This is a genomic window from uncultured Rothia sp. (assembly GCF_963544205.1).
GTDB lineage: Bacteria > Actinomycetota > Actinomycetes > Actinomycetales > Micrococcaceae > Rothia.
In genome coordinates, this window is record NZ_CAUUDY010000008.1 from 42386 (window position 1) to 63670 (window position 21285).

At 61.2% G+C, this 21285-nt stretch carries 18 protein-coding genes; 4 read left to right on the forward strand and 14 right to left on the reverse strand.

The window, feature by feature from the left end; genetic code table 11:
* Positions 1–129: 129 nt before the first annotated feature.
* The 5 genes from RWZ58_RS05635 to sdhC form a co-directional block, all read right to left on the reverse strand.
* Positions 130–1380, reverse strand: coding sequence for an amidohydrolase (locus RWZ58_RS05635; RefSeq protein ID WP_294643968.1), 1251 nt, complete (start codon positions 1378–1380; stop codon positions 130–132).
* 242 nt (positions 1381–1622) lie between these two features.
* Positions 1623–2411: a succinate dehydrogenase iron-sulfur subunit gene (locus RWZ58_RS05640; RefSeq protein WP_005506828.1), complete on the reverse strand. Its 789-nt coding sequence runs from the start codon at positions 2409–2411 to the stop codon at positions 1623–1625.
* Position 2412: 1 nt separating this feature from the next.
* Positions 2413–4176 carry a succinate dehydrogenase flavoprotein subunit gene (gene sdhA / locus RWZ58_RS05645; protein WP_314657953.1) on the reverse strand — a complete coding sequence of 588 codons (1764 nt, stop codon included), beginning with the start codon at positions 4174–4176 and terminating at the stop codon, positions 2413–2415.
* Between the two features lie 51 nt (positions 4177–4227).
* On the reverse strand, positions 4228–4713 hold the full coding sequence (locus RWZ58_RS05650; RefSeq protein WP_049327899.1) for a succinate dehydrogenase hydrophobic membrane anchor subunit: 486 nt from the start codon (positions 4711–4713) through the stop codon (positions 4228–4230).
* Between the two features lie 3 nt (positions 4714–4716).
* Positions 4717–5175, reverse strand: a complete 459-nt coding sequence (gene sdhC, locus RWZ58_RS05655) for a succinate dehydrogenase, cytochrome b556 subunit (protein WP_304276389.1) — start codon at positions 5173–5175, stop codon at positions 4717–4719.
* 346 nt (positions 5176–5521) lie between these two features.
* Between sdhC and RWZ58_RS05660 the strand changes: the two genes are divergently transcribed.
* Together RWZ58_RS05660 and RWZ58_RS05665 are read left to right on the forward strand one after the other, a co-directional pair.
* The gene (locus tag RWZ58_RS05660) at positions 5522–6631 is read left to right on the forward strand and encodes a mannose-1-phosphate guanylyltransferase (RefSeq protein WP_314657954.1); all 1110 of its coding nucleotides are present in this window, start codon (positions 5522–5524) and stop codon (positions 6629–6631) included.
* Positions 6632–6915: 284 nt separating this feature from the next.
* Complete coding sequence (locus RWZ58_RS05665; RefSeq protein WP_314657955.1) at positions 6916–8235, forward strand: hypothetical protein; 1320 nt, start codon at positions 6916–6918, stop codon at positions 8233–8235.
* A gap of 153 nt (positions 8236–8388) precedes the next feature.
* Here RWZ58_RS05665 and RWZ58_RS05670 read toward each other — a convergent pair whose 3' ends face one another.
* From RWZ58_RS05670 to RWZ58_RS05680, 3 genes are all read right to left on the reverse strand, one after another.
* Entirely contained in the window at positions 8389–8967 is a 579-nt protein-coding gene (locus tag RWZ58_RS05670) for a 2'-5' RNA ligase family protein (RefSeq protein ID WP_314657956.1), read from the reverse strand.
* 51 nt (positions 8968–9018) lie between these two features.
* Positions 9019–10083, reverse strand: a complete 1065-nt coding sequence (gene trpS, locus RWZ58_RS05675) for a tryptophan--tRNA ligase (RefSeq protein WP_314657957.1) — start codon at positions 10081–10083, stop codon at positions 9019–9021.
* 86 nt (positions 10084–10169) lie between these two features.
* Positions 10170–11045 (reverse strand): exodeoxyribonuclease III, encoded by an 876-nt coding sequence (locus RWZ58_RS05680; protein WP_294603979.1) that lies wholly within the window; start codon positions 11043–11045, stop codon positions 10170–10172.
* An 80-nt stretch (positions 11046–11125) separates the two neighbouring features.
* Here RWZ58_RS05680 and RWZ58_RS05685 point away from each other — a divergent pair, with 80 nt between their 5' ends.
* Positions 11126–11959, forward strand: coding sequence for a GntR family transcriptional regulator (locus RWZ58_RS05685; protein WP_399549547.1), 834 nt, complete (start codon positions 11126–11128; stop codon positions 11957–11959).
* A 129-nt stretch (positions 11960–12088) separates the two neighbouring features.
* Here RWZ58_RS05685 and RWZ58_RS05690 read toward each other — a convergent pair whose 3' ends face one another.
* The 5 genes from RWZ58_RS05690 to purN all read right to left on the reverse strand — a co-directional run bounded on the left by RWZ58_RS05690 (position 12089) and on the right by purN (position 17906).
* On the reverse strand, positions 12089–12967 hold the full coding sequence (locus RWZ58_RS05690; protein WP_049333066.1) for a bifunctional methylenetetrahydrofolate dehydrogenase/methenyltetrahydrofolate cyclohydrolase: 879 nt from the start codon (positions 12965–12967) through the stop codon (positions 12089–12091).
* Between the two features lie 178 nt (positions 12968–13145).
* A complete protein-coding gene (glyA, locus tag RWZ58_RS05695; protein ID WP_314657958.1) occupies positions 13146–14420 on the reverse strand; it encodes a serine hydroxymethyltransferase in 1275 nt (424 codons plus the stop codon).
* Between the two features lie 258 nt (positions 14421–14678).
* On the reverse strand, positions 14679–15260 hold the full coding sequence (locus RWZ58_RS05700; RefSeq protein WP_294627700.1) for a TetR/AcrR family transcriptional regulator: 582 nt from the start codon (positions 15258–15260) through the stop codon (positions 14679–14681).
* Positions 15261–15514: 254 nt separating this feature from the next.
* Positions 15515–17125, reverse strand: coding sequence for a bifunctional phosphoribosylaminoimidazolecarboxamide formyltransferase/IMP cyclohydrolase (purH, locus tag RWZ58_RS05705; protein ID WP_070628996.1), 1611 nt, complete (start codon positions 17123–17125; stop codon positions 15515–15517).
* Positions 17126–17339: 214 nt separating this feature from the next.
* Positions 17340–17906, reverse strand: a complete 567-nt coding sequence (gene purN / locus RWZ58_RS05710; RefSeq protein WP_044143211.1) for a phosphoribosylglycinamide formyltransferase — start codon at positions 17904–17906, stop codon at positions 17340–17342.
* Between the two features lie 225 nt (positions 17907–18131).
* Between purN and RWZ58_RS05715 the strand changes: the two genes are divergently transcribed.
* Complete coding sequence (locus RWZ58_RS05715) at positions 18132–18692, forward strand: 4-hydroxyphenylpyruvate dioxygenase (protein ID WP_314657959.1); 561 nt, start codon at positions 18132–18134, stop codon at positions 18690–18692.
* Here RWZ58_RS05715 and RWZ58_RS05720 read toward each other — a convergent pair.
* Positions 18689–21196 (reverse strand): DUF6350 family protein, encoded by a 2508-nt coding sequence (locus tag RWZ58_RS05720; RefSeq protein WP_314657960.1) that lies wholly within the window; start codon positions 21194–21196, stop codon positions 18689–18691. The genes RWZ58_RS05715 and RWZ58_RS05720 overlap by 4 nt on opposite strands.
* Between the last annotated feature and the right edge of the window lie 89 nt (positions 21197–21285).

Here is a 21285-nt window from a genome sequence, read left to right on the forward strand (position 1 = left end):
GCGTGCATAGAGTTTCACCCCGTCACTCAGTAAGAGGTGACGGGGTGAAACTTATACAGCTTTCATGGTTTGATGAGGCACGATATGGTCGCATCTTCAAACCCGGTTTATAAGCTTTCCAGAAGCTCTTTAGCGTGCCTCATCGCGGATGGGGTTCGCAGCCTTCGCTGCCTTCGCCAGCTCAAAACGGACGGCACGCAAGGCGGTTGCCGCCATGACGCGCACACCAATGCCGATTGCCTGCTCGCTCGGGGCGTAATCGCCCTGATGCAGATCATAAGTGGGGTCACCGGGGGCACGAGTACCCAGGCGGAACATGGAGCCGGGAACTTCCTGCAGCATCCACGCGAAGTCTTCGCCGCCCATGGACTGCTCGACCAGCACGATGGAGTCCTCGCCCAGTTCGGCGCGGGCTGCGTTCTCGAGCATGGTGGTTTCCAGGTCGGTGTTGACGACCGGGGGCACGCCGCGGATGTGCTCCACTCGCGCCTTCACACCGAAGGGCACAGCGACCTGCTCGATGACTTCATCCAGCAGGTTGCCCGCCTGGCGCCAAACCTCAACGTCCAGGCAGCGCATGGTGCCCGCCAGGTAGCCTTCTGCGGGGATAGCATTGGGGGCAACACCGGCACTGACCTGGCCCCATGCCACCAGCACGCCCGAACGCACGTCGGTGCGGCGGGTCAGCACAGCGGGAACCTGGACAGCAATCTGGCTCATCGCATAGATGAGGTCTTCGGTCAGGTGCGGGCGGGAGGTGTGACCGCCGTGACCGCTCAGGTGAATCTTCACGGTATCGGAGGCGCTAGTAATCGCACCGATACGGGTACCGATCTGGCCCAGGTCCACCTTCGGGTCGCAGTGCAGGGCAAAGGCACGCGGAATGTCCTTCAGCAGACCCTGCGAAATCATCTGCACCGCGCCACCGGGAAGCTGTTCCTCAGCGGGCTGGAAGAGAATACGGACGCTACGACCCAGCGGGGTCTTCTCGTTCAGTTCGTGCAGTGCCAGCGCCACGCCGAGCATAACGGTCTGGTGAATATCGTGGCCGCAGGCATGCATCACACCGGGCACGGTGGAGGCGTAGGGCAGGTCGGTCTGCTCGACAATGGGCAGGGCATCAATATCGGCGCGCAAAGCCAGGGCGAAGGGGCCGCTTCCGATATCGACGTAGCAGCCGGTACCTTCGCAAGCAACGGGGTTCATGCCGGCTTCTCGCAGTCGATTCATGAGGCGCTCAGTGGTCGCCACCTCACGGAAGGAAAGCTCCGGGTTAGCGTGCACTTCGCGGCGGAACTGCACGAGGGTACCCATCATGCGCTCCACCCAGTCGTCAAAGACGGGGGTGGACAAATCGTAGCGAGAATTAGCGAAAACCATACACAGTAGAATAACGCCGCACACCGAGGTTTACCTACCTACTCCCCCTTTCTGACAGCCCTCGAGAATATCTATGACTTTATGACAGATTGTGAAGAGTTTTTGTGTGCCCCGGAGCCCCGATTGATGCTCTGTTCAGCCTTTTCTGCCGGGCCTTTTCTGTCAAACAATTCAAGCCGCCACCCGGTGTGGGTGACGGCTTGAATTGTCAATGCTGTATCAGCTGATACCGCGTGCTCAGATTAGAGCGAGCGGCTCAGGATTGCCTGCTTCACCTCGGCAATAGCCTTGGTGATCTGGATGCCACGGGGGCAAGCCTCGGTGCAGTTGAAGGTGGTACGGCAACGCCATACGCCTTCCTTGTCGTTGAGGATCTCCAGACGCAGGTCGCCTGCATCGTCGCGCGAGTCGAAGATGAAGCGGTGTGCGTTTACGATAGCGGAGGGACCGAAGTACTGACCGTCGGTCCAGAAGACCGGGCAGGACGAGGTACATGCTGCACAGAGGATGCACTTGGTGGTGTCATCGAAACGTGCACGGTCCTCAATGGTCTGCAGGCGCTCACGCTCAGGCTCGTTCGAATCGTTGATGAAGAACGGCATGATTTCGCGGTATGCCTGGAAGAAGGGCTCCATGTCAACGATGAGGTCCTTTTCGCAGGGCAGACCCTTGATGGGCTCAACGGTAATCGGCTTGGACAGGTCAAGATCCTTCAGCAGGGTCTTGCAAGCCAGGCGGTTACGACCGTTGATGCGCATTGCGTCCGAGCCGCAAATACCGTGTGCACAGGAGCGGCGGAAGGAGACGGAGCCGTCTACTTCCCACTTAATCTTGTGCAGGGCATCCAGCACGCGGTCGGTGCGGTACATGGTCAGCGGGAATTCGTCCCAGTATGCCTCGGAGGAAACTTCCGGGTTGTAGCGGCGAATCTTGATGACCACATCGTAGGTAGGGATGGAGTCGGAGTCGCCGCCGGTCATACCCTCAAACAGCTTGACGGATTCCGGTTCGGGAAGTTCGTTTTCAGCCATTTTAGTACTTACGCTCCTTCGGCTCGTAACGGGTGTAGACAACGGGCTTGGTGTCGAATCGCAGGCCCTTAACACCCTCAAACTCGGATTCGGGGTCGAGGTAGACCATCGAGTGCTTCATGAAGTTGACGTCGTCACGCTTCGGGTAGTCCTCGCGGTAGTGACCACCACGGGATTCCTTGCGGTGCAGTGCGCCAACGGACATGACCTTTGCCAGTTCAATCAGGAAGCCGAGCTCGACAGCCTCGAGCAGGTCGAGGTTGAAGCGCTTGCCCTTGTCCTGGATGGAGATGTTCTTGTAACGCTCTTCCAGTTCAGCGATGGTTGCCAGTGCTGCACGGATGGTCTCCTCGGTGCGGAACACCTGCATGTCAGCTTCCATTGCCTTCTGCAGGTCTGCGCGGATAGCGCCGACCTTCTCGATGCCCTTACCTTCGAGGATGCCGTTGAGCATGTTGAGAACGCGATCTGCTGCGTCGTCCGGAACGGGAACGAAGTCAGCGGATGCTGCGTACTCTGCTGCCTTGCGGCCTGCACGCTTACCGAACACGTTGATGTCCAGCAGGGAGTTGGTGCCCAGACGGTTTGCACCGTGGACGGACACGCAAGCGACCTCGCCAGCTGCGTAGAGGCCGGGGATGGTCTCTTCGCTGTTGCGGTAGACCTCGGTCTCGTTGTTGGTGGGGATACCGCCCATTGCGTAGTGCGCGGTGGGGAACACCGGGATGGGCTGGTGGTGCGGTTCCACTGCCAGGTAGGTACGAGCGAACTCGGTAATATCGGGCAGCTTCTCGTCGATGTGCGAGGGCTCCAGGTGGGTCAGGTCCAGCAGCACGTAGTCCTTGTGGGGGCCGCAGCCGCGGCCTTCGCGCACCTCGTTTGCCATTGCACGTGCCACGATATCGCGGGGTGCAAGGTCCTTAATGGTCGGTGCGTAGCGCTCCATGAAGCGCTCACCGTCAGCATTACGGAGAATACCGCCCTCACCACGAGCACCCTCGGTCACGAGAATGCCCAGGCCAGCCAGGCCGGTCGGGTGGAACTGAACGAATTCCATGTCCTCCAGGGGCAGGCCTGCGCGCAGTGCGATAGCCATGCCGTCACCGGTGAGGGTGTGTGCGTTGGAGGTGGTCTTGAAGATCTTGCCGCAGCCGCCGGATGCGAAGATCACGGACTTAGCCTGGAAGACGTGAACCTCGCCGGTTGCCAGGTCGTAGGAGACGACGCCGGCGGGGCGGGGCTTGCCCTCTTCGTCCTTGACCAGGATCAGGTCGAGAACGTAGAACTCGTTGTAGAACTCCACATTGTGGCGAACGCAGTTCTGGTAGAGGGTCTGCAGAATCATGTGGCCGGTACGGTCAGCTGCGTAGCATGCGCGGCGCACAGCAGCCTTACCGTGGTCACGGGTGTGGCCACCGAAGCGGCGCTGGTCGATGCGGCCTTCGGGGGTTCGGTTGAAGGGAAGACCCATCTTCTCCAGGTCGAGCACAGCGTCGATAGCTTCCTTAGCCATGATTTCTGCTGCGTCCTGGTCGACCAGGTAGTCGCCACCCTTGACGGTGTCAAAGGTGTGCCACTCCCAGTTGTCCTCTTCGACGTTAGCCAGAGCGGCGCACATGCCACCCTGTGCCGCACCGGTGTGGGAGCGGGTGGGGTATAGCTTGGTCAGTACCGCGGTGCGAACTCGCTGGCCGGCCTCAATGGCGGCACGCATACCTGCGCCGCCGGCACCGACGATCACTACATCGTACTTATGTACCTGCATGATGTTCTTTCTGTGTTTTAGATGTTTTCGTTTGTCTCGGATACGTCGCCGTTAGCGTGCCGAGCAGAAGCTGGGGAGCAGTTCAGCCGCTGCGCCGGAGGGGCAGGGGTCGAACGCGAAGATGGTGAGGGTACCAATCAGCAGGACGAATGCGCATGCTGCGAAGAGGATGATCTTCAGCCAAGCGCGCAGGCGGTCCTTCTCTGCGTAGTCATCGATGATGACGCGGATACCGTTTGCACCGTGCAGCATAGCCAGCCAGAGCAGCAGCAGATCCCAGACCTGCCAGAAGGGGTTCGCCCACTTGCCGCCCACGAATCCGAAGTCGATGGCGTGGATGCCGTCGCCGACCATGAGGTTGGAGAACAGGTGACCGAAAATCAGCACGACGAGTACGACGCCGGACAGGCGCATACCCAGCCAAGCGAACATCTCAAAGTTGTTGCGCTTAGAGGAGGAGCGGTTGTACTTCACACCGTCGATGCGGTTGTCACGCAGACGGGGTACATAGGTGCGGGGCTTAAGCGGAGTAGCCATAGTTTAGTGACCTCCCATGTGCGAGAAAACGATCGGCAGGTGACGTGCTGCGAAGCCAGCAACGGTGATTGCCCAGAGGAAAAGCACAACCCAGAGAATCTTGATGTGCATGTAAGTTGCCTTCTGGCTGATTTCGACGTTGCCGTCCTTGTTCTTCGCCTGGATGTGCTCCACGTGTGCGTTGGTTGCCTTACCCCAGAAGTCAATGAGGATAATGCGGATACCGTTGAAAGCGTGGTAGACGATGGCGGCGACAAGCGCGGTCTCACCCAGACCCATGATGGGGTTCTTGTACAGGCTCAGTACGCCGTTGTAGGCCTCCGGAGAGATACGCACGACGGCAGTATCCAGGATGTGTACAAGAAGGAAGAAGAAAATCGCGATACCGGTAATGCGATGAGCAACCCAGGACCACATGCCCCAGCGGCCGCGGTAGAGGGTTCCTTTAGAACCATTCAACACTGAATAACCTCCTGCTGCGACGGCGAGCTTCCGGGTTCTAAGGGGTCATTGTGACCCTCAGCTTCCGGGCACAGCTGTGTGCTCACCGACTGCTTTTGTTCGTCTGTTACTTCCAAGATATCAGGTAAATTCACAGCTTATTGACACCCTGTTTAGGGAATTTTTACAGGTTCTAAAAGCGAATTAGGGCATGTTTTTATTGCCATATCGCCCACTTCCCTGTGTTTGTGCGGAACTTACCTTAACCTAACCTCAAACATCATCTAAATGAGAGCCGCCTGACACTTTTTTGTTAAAACCTAAAAGAATTCGATATATGACAAATTGACCCGCTATTCTTGAAGCGATGAATACTGCACTCACTCGATTCCGCCCGCTTATTCCCGCCGGCGGTGTTGGCTCGCGTTTGTGGCCCCTGTCCCGCGCGCACGCCCCGAAATTCCTGCTCGACCTCACCTCGTCGGGCAATTCTCTGCTACGTGACACCTACGACCGTCTCATCGACCTCAGCAACGGTTCCGTCATGGTGGTTACCGGCACTTCGCACGCCAATGCGGTTACCCAGCAGATTCCTGAGCTGCGTGCCGCTGACCTGGTACTGGAGCCCTCCCCCAAGGATTCAGCTGCAGCTATCGGTCTGGCTTGCGCTATCATCCACAGCCGCGAACCGGACGCCATCATCGGCTCCTTCGCAGCTGACCACGTCATCAGCCCGGTAGACGAGTTCCACCGCGTGGTGACCGAAGCTGTCATCACCGCAGCAACCGGCAAGATTGTCACCATCGGCATTACCCCCACCGAGCCCTCCAGCGCGTTTGGCTACATTCACGCTAGCGAGTCGCTGGGTATCGAAGGCGCCCCCAATGCACACGCAGTGGACACCTTCGTGGAGAAGCCGGACACCGCCACCGCGCAGAAGTACCTGGACTCCGGTGAATACACCTGGAACGCCGGCATGTTCGTGGCACCTGCCGCTCTGATGCTCAAGCACCTCGAGGCGAACGAGCCCGAGCTGTACGCGGGCATCATGGAGATTGCTAACGCTTGGGACACCCCCGAACGTGAGACCGTCATGGAGCGCGTGTGGGAGACCCTGCCGAAGACCGCTATTGACTACGCAGTGGCAGAGCCTGCCGCAGCTGCGGGCGACGTCGCTATGGTTCCCGGTTCCTTCAGCTGGGACGACGTTGGAGACTTCGACGCCGTGGCACGCCTGAACACCGAGAAGAGCGGCGAAGAGCTGACCATTCTCGGCGAGAAGGACAACGTCATTAACCACGGCTGCTCCGGCATTGTTGTTGCGAACACCGACCGTAAGATCTCTATCATTGGTCTCGATGACATCGTTGTGGTGGATACCCCCGATGCTCTGCTGGTCGCTCCGCGCTCCAAGGCTCAGGCTGTCAAGGACGCTGTGGGCGAGGTCAAGGCGCGAGGCCTGAACAACCTCCTCTAATTTTTGGCCCCGAGTAGGCGCTTGAACCCTATTCGAGCAAAAGACACCTCTAGAAACCGGCTCTCTTCTTTTCAGAAGGGAGCCGGTTTTTTATGCCCTGATGAGCCGCTTCGCGGGTCGGTTCAAGGCTTTCGCCTAGTGGGGCCGATGGGGGATTCCCACTCAGATGAGAAGGGCACAGAACGCCTCACGGACCCCACGCGGACTATACTTCCAGAGTCTGATACGAGCCAAAGATTAGCCTATATAGAGAACCATTCTCATGTTAATCTTGGTGCATGCACATGACCCGTAAGTTTTTCCTCACCCGCGCCGGCGCACTCGGCGCAGTAGCCGCCCTCGCCCTGACCGCATGCGGCTCCCAGGCCACCCAGAACGCACAGACCAGCCCCAGCGCCTCCACCTCCGCGAGCGCAACCCCCGCACCCATCACCGAAGGTAAGGGCTCGGCAAGCCGAGTCGCCATCACCTACGACGGCGGCGTACTCGTCTACGACGCTAAGGACATGAAGCTGCTCGCAGACATCCCCAAGGAAGGCTTCTTGCGCCTCTCCGACGCTGGCGATAACCGCCACCTCGTCGTTGCAGACGGCAACAGCTACACTTTCCTGGACACCGGTGTATGGTCCGTAGCGCACGGCGACCACTCGCACTACTACACCACCGCCCCGTCCCTGTCCGCGCTGTCTCTCGCTGCTGACCACACCGGTCACGTCATCAAGGACAACGGTAAGGTCGCGGCATTCGCTGACGGCACCGGTTCCTTTGCCGTGTACGACCCGGCGAAGCTGACCCACGATAAGCGCACCGCCTCTTCCCTGGAGACCACTACCGTCACCCTGCCGAAGCCGCACCACGGCTTCGCAATCCCGCTGCCCAACGACCAGTACCTGGTAGCGGTCGGCGATTCGAAGACCCGCACCGGTGCCGCTGTTGTGGATGCACAGGGTAAGACCGTTCTCGAGAGCCCCGCATGCCCCGGTGTGCACGGTGAAGCCATCGCTAAGGACGGCGCGTTCACCATCGGTTGCACCGACGGCGCGCTGGTCTACAAGGACGGCAAGTTCACCAAGATCACCAACCCCGAGGACCCCTACTCCCGCTCCGGTAACCAGGCGGGCAAGGCTGACTCCCAGTACGTTCTGGCGGACTACAAGACCGACAAGGACGCTAAGCTGGAGCGCCCCGAGAAGTTCTCCATCATCGACACCGTTGCGGCAACCCGCACCGTGTACTCCCTGCCTTCTGGCGTGAGCTACACCTTCCGTTCGCTGGCTCGCGGCCCCCAGGGTGAGGCGCTGCTGCTGACCACCGACGGTAAGCTGCGCGTCTTTGATCCGGCAACCGGCGCCGAGCTGGGTTCCGTGCAGCTCATGGATGCGTGGACCGAGTCCGAGACCTGGCAGGATGAGCGTCCGGCGCTGTGGGTGGACGGTAAGACCGCCTACGTGACCGACCCGGCAACCAAGAAGCTCATTGCGGTGTCCCTGTCGAACCCGGCAGCGCCCAAGGAGCTGATGAGCGTGGAGCTTCCGAAGACCCCGAACGAGATCCTGGGTGTTTCCTCCGCGAACGCTGCACCGGTTGAGGCTGACGCACACTAGTCCGGCGAGTCTGGCGAGTCTGGCGAGGCTCACGAGGGCCACTCCCACTAGGGTTTACTTACCTCTAGCGGTATAGAGCAAGCAAAGAGAGATGCGACCGATAACCTATCGGTCGCATCTCTCTTTATGTATGCCGGGTTTATGCGCCAGCCACTAACGCAGCGGCAGAATCCCAATCTCTTCCCAGTTCTGCCCGTCGTAGGAATAGTAATGCAGATGATCCACGGTGAAGGTACGCCGCTCGGCGGGTAGGGCATCAAACACCTCACGGGCGTTCGCTGCCTGCTCCTCCGTCAGCCCGTGGCCCAGGGTCACGTGCGGCACGTACGGGAAGGACGCCGCACCGACGCCGAACAGATCAACCAGCTTCTGGTGAATCTGCTTAAACTCGGTCTTGCCCGCCTCCAGGTTCAGGTACTCCACCTCGGTCACCGGGCGGAAGGAGTGTACCGTACCCCAGCGCGCCTCAAAACGCGGCACGTCCAGAGCCTCACGAACCTTCGGGGATTGAAAGGCTTCCAGCAGAGACTCGTATAGTTCCGCCAGGTACACAGTCACGTGCGTGCTGATAGGTGCCGCAGCACCGCCTACTACCGTGCGCTTCCATTCTTCCAGGCGCTGAGCATTCTCACCGCTCACGTGCGCAATAACGCTCAGGTAGCGGTGACCGGGCTTCAGGGTCGGGGATACAGGAGCCTTCGTGGGGCTCGAAGAGTTCTCTTGTGCTGTCATCTCAATCGTGCAGGTAATGCAGTGCCTCAGCCGGGCAGGCTGAACAGCACGCTAGATTGCTGCGGCAGGCAGGAAGCCAACCTTCTTGTACACGTTCTCAATGGTGACGGTAGCGATCTCGCGGGCAGCGGATGCGCCCACAGCTAGCAGGCGGTCCAGCTCGGCGGGGTCGTCCATCAGCTCGAGGGTACGCTCACGCACCGGGGTGAGGCGCTCCACCACGATATCGGCAAGGTCGACCTTCAGGTGACCGTACATCTTGCCCTCGTAGCGTGCCACGATCTCGTCGATGCTCTCGCCGGTCATTGCCGAGTAAATGGAGAGCAGGTTGGAGACGCCAGGCTTAGCCTCGCGGTCGTAGGAGATGACGGAGCCGTCATCGGTCACGGCGGACTTAATCTTCTTCTGGGTGACCTTGGGGGTGTCCAGAAGCTTGATTAGGCCCTTATCGGATGCCGCCGACTTGGACATCTTCGAGGTCGGGTCCTGCAGGTCGTAAATCTTAGCGGTTTCCTTCAGAATCACCGGATCGGGCACCACGAAGGTCTCACCAAAGCGGGAGTTGAAGCGCTGAGCCAGGTTACGGGTCAGCTCCAGGTGCTGACGCTGATCCTCACCCACGGGCACGCCGTCCACCTGGTAGAGCAGGATGTCGGCAGCCATCAGAATCGGGTAGGTGAACAGGCCCACGGAGGCGTTCTCAGCGCCCTGCTTCTGGGACTTGTCCTTGAACTGGGTCATGCGGGACGCCTCGCCAAAGCCGGTGAAGCAGTTCAGAACCCACGCCAGCTGCGCGTGCTCGGGAACGTGCGACTGCACAAACAGCGGGGTGCGGGTCGGGTCAATGCCGGAGGCGATGTACTGCGCCGCAGTCAGGCGGGTGCGCTCACGCAGTTCCTCGGGGTTCTGCGGAACGGTGATAGCGTGCATATCCGGAATGAAGAACAGGCATTCGTTATTCGGGTCCTCCTGCAGAGCCACCCAGTTGTTCACGGCACCAATGTAGTTACCCAGGTGCATCGAATCAGCCGACGGCTGTGCGCCAGAGTAGATACGTGCCTTCTGCTGAGAGGCGTTAGGGATGAGGGACTTATCCTGCTTCTTTTCGTCTGCCATAGTTATTTCCTGTGCAGTTCTTCCTGTGCGGTGCTGCGGACGGTGCAGCACATCTTCAAAAACTTATCTGTAGGTGGGTCCGCGTCTTACTCGCCGATGCGGTAGTCAACCACGAGCGGCGCGTGATCGCTGAAACGCTCATCGTAACTTGCCGCGCGGTCCACGACCGCCTCCACGGCGCTTTCGGCGAGCGCCGGGGTCGCCATGTGGTAGTCGATGCGCCAGCCGGCGTCGTTATCGAACGCCTTACCGCGGTAGGACCACCAGGTGTAGGGGCCGGGCACCTGACCCGCCAGCTCACGAGCCACATCGCGGTAGCCGATATCGCCGAAGAAGCGGTCAAAGTAGGCGCGTTCCTCCGGCAGGAAGCCGGCACGCTTCTGGTTCGCCTTCCAGTTCTTAATGTCCAGCTCGGTGTGGCCCACGTTCAGGTCACCCACAATGAGCACGTGGTCCGAGTGCTTAGCCAGCTCAGGCATGCGTACCAGCATGCGCTCCAGGAAGCGGTACTTATCGTCCTGCTTCTGGGTGCCGACCTCACCGGAGTGAACGTAGGCGCTGACCACGGTCAGGGTCTTGCCGTTGGGCAGAACATAGTCCGCCTCAACCCAGCGGCCCGAGTCGTCAAAGTACTCTTCGCCGATGTTCGAGCGGGTTGCGACCGGCTGGTTCTCCAGAACCTCACCGGCTGAGTTCGGGGTGCGGCGGGTCGCCACCAGCACACCGGCACGGCCCTTAGCGGCAGCCTCCGCGTGCAGAATATGCCACTGGGATTCGTCCAGCAGCTCACGCACGATAGCGTCGGGGGCGCGCACCTCCTGCAGGCAGAGAATGTCGATGTCACGGTTCGCCAACCACGCCGCCATATCCTTCTTGTAGGCGGCTCGGATACCGTTCACATTCACGCTTGCCACGCGAAGCAGACCGCTCGGGCGCGGTGCAGGAGTAGTAGAAAAATGCATAGTCTTAATTATGCCAGTTTGAAGGAAGAGAAATTTTCACTCGTGCGCGTTTTTTCTCTGGCTGAACGGTAAACTATTGGGTGATGAATTCACACTCCTCACAGACCACCGACCACGGTGCCCCCTCGCATTCTGCGGGCACCACCGCATCCGAAAATACTGCTCACAACGCTGAGAGCCGCTACGAGCTACCCCCGATTCCCGGCCCGAAGTATGAGCAGGTTATCCACTATATTGAGCAGCGCTACATCATTCCGGGTAAGCCCGGCGATAAGCTCCCGACCGAGCGCACGATTCAGCAGAACTTCGGCGTGAGCCGCCAGACGGTGCGTAGCGCCCTGAAGGTTCTCATCGAACGCGGCCTGCTCTATAACGTGCAGGGGTCCGGCACCTACGTGGCCGAACGCAGCGAAGCCACGTACATCCCGCGCGTGGACACCTTCGCCGACGATATGCGCCGCCGCGGGTTCGAAGGCTCGACCCGCATGATCGCGACCCGCTGGGTGGACGCCACCGAGGAAATTTCGACCCGACTATCCGTTCCCGTGGGCGAGTCGGTCCTCTTCGTACGCCGTCTGCGCCTGGCCGACCACGAGGTCATCGGCTTTGAGCGCTCGTACTTTGTCAAGGAAGCCGCCAGCAGCATCCTGGACTCCATGATGGCCGGTCTCTCGGGCTCCTCCAGCTCCCTGGATCAGCTGGCCGACACCCCCAACGCCATTAAGCACGCCCGCGTACGCACGGGCGCGGCCCTCTTCACCGACGCCGATGCCGATGCCTTCAACCAGCAGGTTCCCGTGGGCGAGGCCGCCTTCAAGGTGTGCGTCACCGGCTACACCAAGGAGGGAACGCCGGTCGAATACTCTGAGACCCTGTACCTCTCGGACCACTACTTTTACGAGCTGCTTCTCTAGCGCCTCTGCCCTGACGCAGGGGGCCGCACGAGACGTGCGAAGGGCGGTGCCCCGGTAGATTGTTCTACCGGGGCACCGCCCTTTCGCTACGGGTCTTTCGTTACGGGTCTATGCGAACGTCGCGGGGATCTACGCCGCCTGACGCTCCGCGGTCTCCACCACGTTCACCAGCAGCTCGGCGCGGGTCATCGGGCCCACGCCACCGGGGTTCGGGGATACCCACGAGGCCTTCTCGGCGGCCTCGGGCGAGACGTCACCGAAGAGCTTCTTCTTGCCGGTCTCGGGGTCCTCGGCGCGGGAAACACCCACGTCCAGCAGGATTGCGCCCTCCTTGACCTGGTGAGCCTTCAGCACGTGGGGCACGCCCACAGCGGCGACGATGACGTCGGCCTCGCGCAGCACCTCGTCGAGGTTCTGGGTGCCGGTGTGAGCCAGGGTTGCGGTGGCGTTCACCTCGCGGCGGGTCAGCAGCAGGCCCAGCGGGCGGCCCACAGTAATACCGCGGCCGAGCACCACCACGTTCTTGCCGTTCCAGTCGATGCCGTGGCGCTTGACGAGCTCAATCACGCCGTTCGGGGTGCAGGGCAGCGGGGAATCCAGCGGCTCCGAAACGTTCAGCACGAGCTTGCCGAGGTTGGTCGGGTGCAGGCCGTCGGCGTCCTTCTCGGGGGCGATGCGCTCGAGCACGCGGTTGGTGTCCAGGTGCTTGGGCAGGGGCAGCTGCACAATGTAGCTGGTGCAAGCCGGATCGTTGTTCAGCTTGTCGATCTCAGCGTCGAGCTCCTCCTGGGTGATATCGCCGGGCAGGTCCACGCGGATGGAGTTAATACCAATCTCCGCGCAGTCGCGGTGCTTAGCGCCCACGTAGGAGCGGGATGCCGGGTCGTCACCGACCAGGACGGTGCCCAGGCCGGGGGTGATGCCCTTAGCCTTCAGCGCCTCGACGCGCTCCTTCAGCTCCGCCTTGATGGCGGCAGCGGTTGCGTTACCGTCTAGAATCTGGGGCATTGTTTTCCTTCCATAGATTACGGCGGGTTCGCCGAAACGGATGGTCTATGTGTTGGGTTCTTGGGGCCCCGCCGCACCTCACCGATAGAGCGGGTCCGGGACGGCGGGCGGAGGGCGAAATAACCCCGTCCGCGCATCGGCCACACGGGCGGATGAGCGAACGGGGTCATTCACGGGTCTACCAGTTCTCGCTGCCCTGGTAGAGGGGGTACTTGGCGCAGAGCGCATCCACGCGAGCGCGCAGGGCCGCGATGTCCGGGTTCGGCAGCAGCACGGAGGCGATGATGTCAGCCACCTCGGTGAAACCCTCGGCGTCGAAGCCGCGGGTCGCCAGCGCGGAGGTGCCGATGCGCAGACCGGAGGTCACCATCGGCGGGCGCGGGTCGTTCGGAACGGCGTTACGGTTGACGGTGATGCCGGCGTCGTGCAGTAGGTCCTCCGCTTCCTTGCCGTTGAGTGCGTGGTGGCGCAGGTCGACAAGCACCAGGTGAACGTCGGTGCCGCCGGAGGCAATCGAAACGCCGGCGTCCTTCACGTCCTGCTCCAGCAGGCGCTTCGCCAGGATCTGCGCGCCCTCAATGGTGCGCTTCTGACGCTCCTTGAAGCCCTCGGATGCGGCAACCTTGAACGCGGTAGCCTTCGCGGCGATCACGTGCATGAGCGGGCCGCCCTGCTGGCCGGGGAACACGGCCGAGTCAATCTTCTTCTTCAGCTCCTCGGTGCAGAGGATGAAGCCCGAGCGGGGGCCGCCCAGGGTCTTGTGCACGGTCGAGGAGACCACGTGTGCGTGCGGGACGGGGTTCGGGTGCAGACCCGCAGCCACCAGACCAGCGAAGTGGGCCATGTCAACCCACAGGTACGCGCCAACCTCATCGGCAATCGCGCGGAACGCTGCGAAGTCCAGCTGGCGGGGGTATGCGGACCAGCCGGCGATAATCAGCTTGGGGCGCTCGGCCAGGGCCAGCTCGCGCACCTGCTCCATGTCAACGTAGCCGTTCTCGTCCACGCTGTAGGCGACAACGTTGTACAGCTTGCCGGAGACGTTCAGCTTCATGCCGTGGGTCAGGTGGCCGCCGTGTGCCAGGGACAGACCCATGATGGTGTCGCCGGGGGTCAGCAGTGCGTGCATGACGGCGTTGTTTGCCTGCGCACCGGAGTGGGGCTGCACGTTCGCGTGCTCAGCGCCGAAGAGTTCCTTCACGCGGGAAATAGCGAGGGACTCAACGATGTCGACGAATTCGCAGCCGCCGTAGTAGCGGCGGCCGGGGTATCCCTCAGCGTACTTGTTGGTCAGCACCGAGCCCTGGCTCTGCATCACAGCGCGGGGGACAAAGTTCTCGGATGCAATCATCTCGAGGGTGTTCTGCTGGCGCTTGCGCTCCAGCTCAATGGCTTCTGCTACCTCGGGGTCGAGGTCGACGAGGGGCATCTCGAGGATCTTCTGCTCGGACATTACGCTCCTGGGAGTGTTTTTGCGTTATCTTCAGTCGCTCATCATCGGGGCTGCGGCAGTGTCTGCGGCTGAAAACCCTGAATGAAAAAATATGAGCTACACCTCATAATACCGCAAAGCCCGCTTTCCTTCGAGAAGGAAAACGGGCTTTACCAAGCATCACGATGAAGTTTTCACAGCGTCTGCGCGAGCCCAACGCAGGGCGCGCAACACACCCCTGCAGGCTTATCGACGGCAGTTTACGCAGGTCTGCGCACCCTACGCCTGACGCAGAATCGCGGAAGCATACTCCAGGTACGCCTCGCGAGCGCTCTCCTTCTTACCGCCAGCCACCAGCTGGGTCTGCACCACGTAACCGGTCAGCACCGACAGCACCGCGGCACCAATCACGGTCAGCCACTCCTCGAGCTCCTCTTCGGTGAAGTCCAGCTCAGCGGCGCCCCAGGTGCGGTAGCGTTCCAGCGACTGATCGCGCAGGTAGCTCAGCTGCTCAGACACCACGGTCGCCAACTGCGGCATTGCCACGGCCTCGCCCCAGGTGACGAGCAGGTGACGGCGAATCTTGGGGGTGTCCAGCACCTTCAGGCACCCGAACACGTAGTCCCAGGGCTGTTCGGCGCGGATGCGGTCGAAGGGCGCCATGTCCATGCGGGCTGCCGCCAGGATAATCTCATCCTTGGAGGAGAAGTGGTTATAAATCGCTCCAGCAGACAGGCCGGTGGCCGCAATAATATCGCTCATCGAAGCCTTCTGATAACCGTGCTTGATGAAGCATTCGCGGGCGGTCTCTACAATCTGAGAACGCCTGTTCTTTTTGTATTCTTCGCTGACTTTAGGCACAACCTAATCCTAGCGAATTTTTAGCCAATCCGTGCGCATCCTGGTCGCCGGTGACGCGCCCTCATGCGCAAATCCGGCGCAAAATAGAGCAAAAATTCTATAAATATGAGTGCCCACAATACGGATGCCCCAACGCTGATGCCTCGGGTGGAGAGCACGAAAAAGCGGGGTACCCCGGGCTCACCAAAAGGTTCACCCGGAAATGCCCCGCTCACAGCAGGTAGCTCAGCGCGTACTGAGCCCGCTACACGTGTTTAGTGGAAGAAGTGGCGGGTACCGGTCAGGTACATGGTCACGCCAGCAGCCTTAGCCGCCTCGATAACTTCCTCGTCGCGGATCGACCCGCCCGGGTGCACGACGGCACGCACACCGGCGTCCAGCAGCACCTGCAGGCCGTCAGCGAAGGGGAAGAACGCGTCGGATGCGGCAACCGCACCGCGGGCACGCTCGTTACCTTCGCCGCCGAGGGTGTTCGCGCGCTCAACGGACAGCTTGCAAGAATCCACGCGGTTCACCTGACCCATGCCGATGCCCACTGCGGCGCCGTTATCGGCCAGCAGAATGGCGTTCGACTTGGGCGAGCGCAGTGCACGCCACGCGAATTCGAGGTCGCGCAGGGTTGCCTCGTCAGCTGCCTCACCGGCAACCAAGGTCCAGTTCTTCGGGTCGTCACCCTCAGCCTGCAGGCGGTCAGCCTCCTGGAAGAGTGCGCCACCGGAAATGGGGCGGTACTCGATAGCCTCGCGGGCGAAGTCCTCGGGCAGAACCAGCAGGCGCAGGTTCTTCTTCTCGCGCAGAATCTCCAGCGCCTCGGGCTCGAAACCGGGAGCCACAATCACCTCGGTGAAGATGCCCTTGACGGTCTGAGCCATAGCGGCGGTCACCGGGCGGTTAGCAGCAATCACGCCACCGTATGCGGACAGCGGGTCGCAAGCGTGTGCCTTCGCGTGAGCGTCCGCAATCGGGTCAGCCGCACCGGGGGTTGCCACAGCAATACCGCAGGGGTTGTTGTGCTTGATAACGGCAACAGCCGGCTCGTCGAAGTCGTATGCGGCGCGCAGGGCGGCGTCAGCGTCAACGTAGTTGTTGTAGCTCATCGCCTTACCGTGCAGCTGCTCAGCCTGAGCAATGCCGGGGGCAGCGGCGGGGTCAACGTACAGGGCGGCACGCTGGTGCGGGTTCTCGCCGTAACGCAGGGTCTCGCTGCGCTCGAAGCCCAGGCCAGCGTACGGGGGCCAGAAGTTAGCGTCCTCATCCTGCAGGAACTGGGATGCGGTCCAGGTTGCCACAGCGGTATCGTACGCAGCGGTGTGGGCGAATGCGCCAGCGGCAAGGCGGCGGCGCTCATCCAGGGAGAAACCACCGTTCTTAGCGGCCTCAACGGTGCGCGCGTAGTCTGCGGGATCCACAACAATAGCGACGGCGTCGTGGTTCTTCGCAGCTGCGCGAACCATGGAGGGGCCGCCAATGTCGATCTTCTCGATGATGGCGTCCTGATCGGCACCGGAGGCAACGGTCTCAACGAAGGGGTACAGGTTCACAACCACCAGGTCGAACGCCTCAACGTCCAGCTCTTCGAGGGTGTCGATGTGCTCCTGCTTGCGGCGGTCAGCCAGAATACCGGCGTGGATGCGCGGGTGCAGGGTCTTCACGCGGCCTTCGAGGCACTCGGGGAAACCGGTCACTTCGGTGACCTCGGTGACGGGTACGCCTGCTGCCGCGATGGTGGATGCGGTAGAGCCGGTGGAGACCAGCGCGACGCCAGCCTCGTGCAGGCCGCGGGCGAACTCCTCCAGACCGGTCTTGTCGTAGACGGAAATGAGGGCGCGGCGCAGGGGCACGCGATCGAGCTCAATGAGAGACACAAATACTCCGATGCTTTAGACGTGCACGCCGGTTCTCGACGGCACAGCTGGTGGATGGACGTAGCCTGCCCGGATAGACAGGATATGTGTGGGGGTATTCCCCGCCGCTGTGCGTGACGCTAAGGTGAGCGCGTCGAATGGGCACAACGGAACGTGTGTGGGCGGCGGGGTTTGAGCTCGGCTCATTCCGCCGCGAAAAATTTAGTGGGCGGAATTAGCTGTCAGATGCAGTGCCGCGGGATTCAGCGAGAGACGCGATGGTCTGCACGAGCAGGCGGCGCTCCTGCACCTTAATGCGTTCGTGCAGGGTCTCTTCGGTATCGTCGTCCAGAACGGGCACTGCCGCCTGGGCGAGGATGGGGCCGGTGTCAACGCCCGCATCCACAAAGTGGACGGTCAGGCCGGTGATCTTCACGCCGTGGGCCAGGGCGTCACGCACGCCGTGCGCACCCGGGAAGGAGGGCAGCAGGGCGGGGTGAGTGTTAATAATGCGGTTGCTGAAACGCTCAACCAGCTGCGCGTCAACAATGCGCATGAAGCCGGCGAACACAATGTAATCGGGGTCGTAGGAAGCGATCTTTTCTTCCAGCGCACGGTTCCAGGAGGGGCGGTCGGCGTAGTCGCCGGGCTGCACCAGGAAGGTGGGTACACCCGCCGCCTGGGCACGTTCAATACCCAGACAGGGCTTGTCGGCGCCCACTGCCGCAATGTCGAGGGGAAGCTCGCCCGCTGCTACAGCGTCGAGGATGGACTGAAGATTCGTTCCGGAGCCGGATACCATAACCACAATTCGCACCCGACTAGTATAACCCGTCTCACACCCTTATCCAAAGGGATAAGAGGTTCACAACGCACCCAAAACCCAAAGGCGAGCACGAAGAAACCCCGGCGGGGACAAATCCTCACCGGGGTTCGCTGGAGTTCATGGGGGTTCATGGGGTTCACCGGGGTTTGCTGGGCGCAAACTCAACAGGTCGCGGGCGCACGGGACGGTACCCTTATAGGTATGTCTACTCCCCCGCAGAACACTCCGAAGAACGCCCCGCAGAACCAGGCACCGCAGAACCAGCAGGTTCCGCCGCGAGCGCCGCAGCAGGCACCTCAAAACATGATGCCGCAGCATCGAGGACCTCAGGGCAAGAAGCCGCGCAAGCCCATCGACCCCATCGAGCAGCAGAAGGCGAATATTCGCACCTCACTCATGCTGATTGTTGCCGCGCTGGTGATTTTCGCGGCATCATCCTTCGTGCTCTCCACGATGCCGCTCTTCTTGGCGCTCTTTCTCTTCGCGCTGGTCGGCATTACCCTGAGCATCATCGCGATTGTGCGCACCGCAATCTACCGCGGCCCTTGGTTCTTCTACATTGCCGCGGGCGTCAGCATTATCTACGGTGCCATGACCCTGCTCGGCGGCATCGGTCTTGCCTTCATGCCCGGCGCGCAGGAGTACCGCGAGTGCCGCGCCGCCGCGCTGACTCAGACCGACATGTACACCTGCGACCAGAAGTTCCAGGGCACGATGGACAAGCTCACCGGCGCGTCTAGCTCTAGCTCTTCTGCTCGCTAGTTCTTCTTGGGGGCGTTAGAACCCTGAGCGTTAGAGCCCTGGGACTTCGAGGAGCTGACATCCAGCGGGGGCAGCTCCACGGTAGACGCCTCATCGGTCACCAGCGGAAGGATGCCGGTCTGGCTACGAACCTCAAAGATGCGGCTCATCGCCTGATCGGCAGAGAGGACATCCAGCTCGCGATCCACAAAATCACGTTCTAGGTCGTTCTTCTGCTTCTTGCGTGCCGCCTTAGCCGCCTTCTTCGCCTCGCGCTTCTGCGCACGCTCAAGCGCGCGGTCCTGAGCGGAATCCTGCGGGGCGGGTTCAGCGTGGGCGCTCTCTGCCGCCTCTGAACCCTGCGCTGCGGCGGGCTGCTCAAGACCAAAACCGAAGTACGCCATAATGCGGCTCGCGCGACCCTTCGAACGCGGCGCCTGCTCCGTGGGCTCTTCAACACCGCTCTCACGCTCAGCCGCTACAGATTCAGCAGCCTCGTAGACAGGCTCCTGAATCAGCTCGCGAGTCTCCTCCTCGGAGGGGTCATGAGCGTACACGGCGGGGTCATAGGTGCCGTGTTCGTCAGCACTGTACTCGTTGGAGGCAGGCTCAACAGATGCCTCAATGCTCTCGTAATCCTCAGCCTGCACAGAGTCAACGTGGGCAGAGTCAGCGTGGGCAGAGTGCAGGTAATCGACCTGCTGAACGGCCTCAATCGGCTCGTACTGCTCAGCGGGGCTCTCTTCAGCAGTAGCCTCTTCGGAGGCGGGCTCTTCAGCCGCTTCTTCGCGCTCTGCAATAATCTCGGCGAAAGCGTCCGCCGCCGCACGCTGCGCCAGCTGTTCGGTCGCCTCCACGGGGACGGCAACCACCGGCTCCTGCGGATGCACCGGAACATGACCGGTCGCTACCTCAGATACAACAGACTGCTCAGGCTCAGAGACATTCTTCTCAGAAGCCTTCTTAGAGGCAGCCGCGCGTGCCGTCTCTTCCGCCTCGTGCTCAGCTGCTTCACGCTCTGCAGCCTCACGAGCGGCGACTTCCTCAGCTTCACGCTCTGCAGCCTCACGTTCGGCGGCTTCACGTGCGGCTGCTTCCTCAGCCTCACGCTCCATACGCTCTGCGCGCGCCTGCGCACGCTGCTCACGACGCTCCGCAAAACGCTCACGGCCCTGCGCAAAACGCTCACGGGTCGAGGCAGTAAAACTCATCAGACGCTCACCCAGGTTCGGGCGCTCATCCGCAAAACGAGGCAGCTCACGGCTGCTATCCGGCACCAGGGCGCGGCTCAGCAACATACCAAAAGTCACGCCGGCACCCACCGTCAACGCGGTATGCGCCGCAAAGGTCAGCGGCTCAGCACCAACCTCCGTAAAACGACCAATACCCAGGGAGCCGTACGAAATCCAGCCCAGCCACAGGGCACCAAAGGACGTCAGAATACCGGTCATCACGCCCAGCGCCACGGCAGAAATCAGCGCAGACAGCGGGCGGAAGGGAACCTTCAGCGCAACCCACTCATCCAGATGATCCTCACCCTCACGCAAGAACCACCAGCCAGCAATCGCACCGGCACCCAGCGGCACCAGCAGACCCACCAGACCAAACGTGCCCATCGACTCGGGCACAGCACCCAGAATCGGCAACATCGGCAAAGTACCGGCATCGCTACTGGTCAAACCAACCGAGGTACCCGCACCAAAGGAGAAACCGGCACCGGTCGACCACGCAATCGCATAAATCACCAGGTTCGGCAAGAAACCCAGCTGTAGCAGGGTCACCGCAGTATCACCCACAGCGCCCGCGTGCAGCTCCTGATAGGTGGCAACAATCTGCGACCAGCCAGCCAAAATACCGATACCCAAAAGCACCGCACCCAGACCAATCAGCGCCACAAAAGCAACCACCGCGGCACGCACCACAGCCCAGGCGTACGAACCTGCCCACCGCGAATACTGACTCATCTGCGAAATCTGCTCCGCAGTATCAACACCCACCATGCGCGAAAGCGAACGCGCCTCACGGTAGCCACCCCACATCAGACCAGCCACCACAATACCCAACGGCACCAGGGCAGCATTCAGCGCCTGAAGAGGCTGAGGATGCGGGCTCGCCCAACCGTACATCGCCGAACTAATCAGCGCATAGGTCACCGAACCGGACAGCACCGGAATCAAAAACTCACCCTCATACGAGGCGCGCGCCAGGCGACGGCCCGAACGATAACAGAGCAGCAGAGGCAGAATACTCAAACCCAGCGGCACCAGCGTCATCGTGCCGGCAGAAGCACCAAAAGCAGCCGCAAGATCCAGGGGAACACCGTGAACCAGAAGCCACAGATGCGCCGACATGGCGGCCACGGAGGAGAACTCCATGTCGCCAAAGCCCTTGGTCGCCCACACGGCAGACATCGCCGCAAACACTGCAACAGCAGAGAACAGGGCAGTAACAATTAGCTCAACAACACCCTGAAGCCACAGAGGCATGGGCATGGAATAACGCGAGATAGGTGAGGTGCTTTTCATCGTCCTTCAATCATGCCACGAATTAACGACGAAACCCGCCTCCGATTAACACTCGAAAGCGGGTTCTCACAACTATTCGCACAGGTATT

Bases quoted from the DNA above. Each gene is read 5' to 3' on its own strand.
- RWZ58_RS05635 (WP_294643968.1), bottom strand. From the start codon at position 1,380: ATGGTTTTCGCTAATTCTCGCTACGATTTGTCCACCCCCGTCTTTGAC.
- RWZ58_RS05640 (WP_005506828.1), bottom strand. From the start codon at position 2,411: ATGGCTGAAAACGAACTTCCCGAACCGGAATCCGTCAAGCTGTTTGAG.
- sdhA (WP_314657953.1), bottom strand. From the start codon at position 4,176: ATGCAGGTACATAAGTACGATGTAGTGATCGTCGGTGCCGGCGGCGCA.
- RWZ58_RS05650 (WP_049327899.1), bottom strand. From the start codon at position 4,713: ATGGCTACTCCGCTTAAGCCCCGCACCTATGTACCCCGTCTGCGTGAC.
- RWZ58_RS05660 (WP_314657954.1), top strand. From the start codon at position 5,522: ATGAATACTGCACTCACTCGATTCCGCCCGCTTATTCCCGCCGGCGGT.
- RWZ58_RS05665 (WP_314657955.1), top strand. From the start codon at position 6,916: ATGACCCGTAAGTTTTTCCTCACCCGCGCCGGCGCACTCGGCGCAGTA.
- RWZ58_RS05670 (WP_314657956.1), bottom strand. From the start codon at position 8,967: ATGACAGCACAAGAGAACTCTTCGAGCCCCACGAAGGCTCCTGTATCC.
- trpS (WP_314657957.1), bottom strand. From the start codon at position 10,083: ATGGCAGACGAAAAGAAGCAGGATAAGTCCCTCATCCCTAACGCCTCT.
- RWZ58_RS05680 (WP_294603979.1), bottom strand. From the start codon at position 11,045: ATGCATTTTTCTACTACTCCTGCACCGCGCCCGAGCGGTCTGCTTCGC.
- RWZ58_RS05690 (WP_049333066.1), bottom strand. From the start codon at position 12,967: ATGCCCCAGATTCTAGACGGTAACGCAACCGCTGCCGCCATCAAGGCG.
- glyA (WP_314657958.1), bottom strand. From the start codon at position 14,420: ATGTCCGAGCAGAAGATCCTCGAGATGCCCCTCGTCGACCTCGACCCC.
- purN (WP_044143211.1), bottom strand. From the start codon at position 17,906: ATGGTATCCGGCTCCGGAACGAATCTTCAGTCCATCCTCGACGCTGTA.
- RWZ58_RS05715 (WP_314657959.1), top strand. From the start codon at position 18,132: ATGTCTACTCCCCCGCAGAACACTCCGAAGAACGCCCCGCAGAACCAG.
- RWZ58_RS05720 (WP_314657960.1), bottom strand. From the start codon at position 21,196: ATGAAAAGCACCTCACCTATCTCGCGTTATTCCATGCCCATGCCTCTG.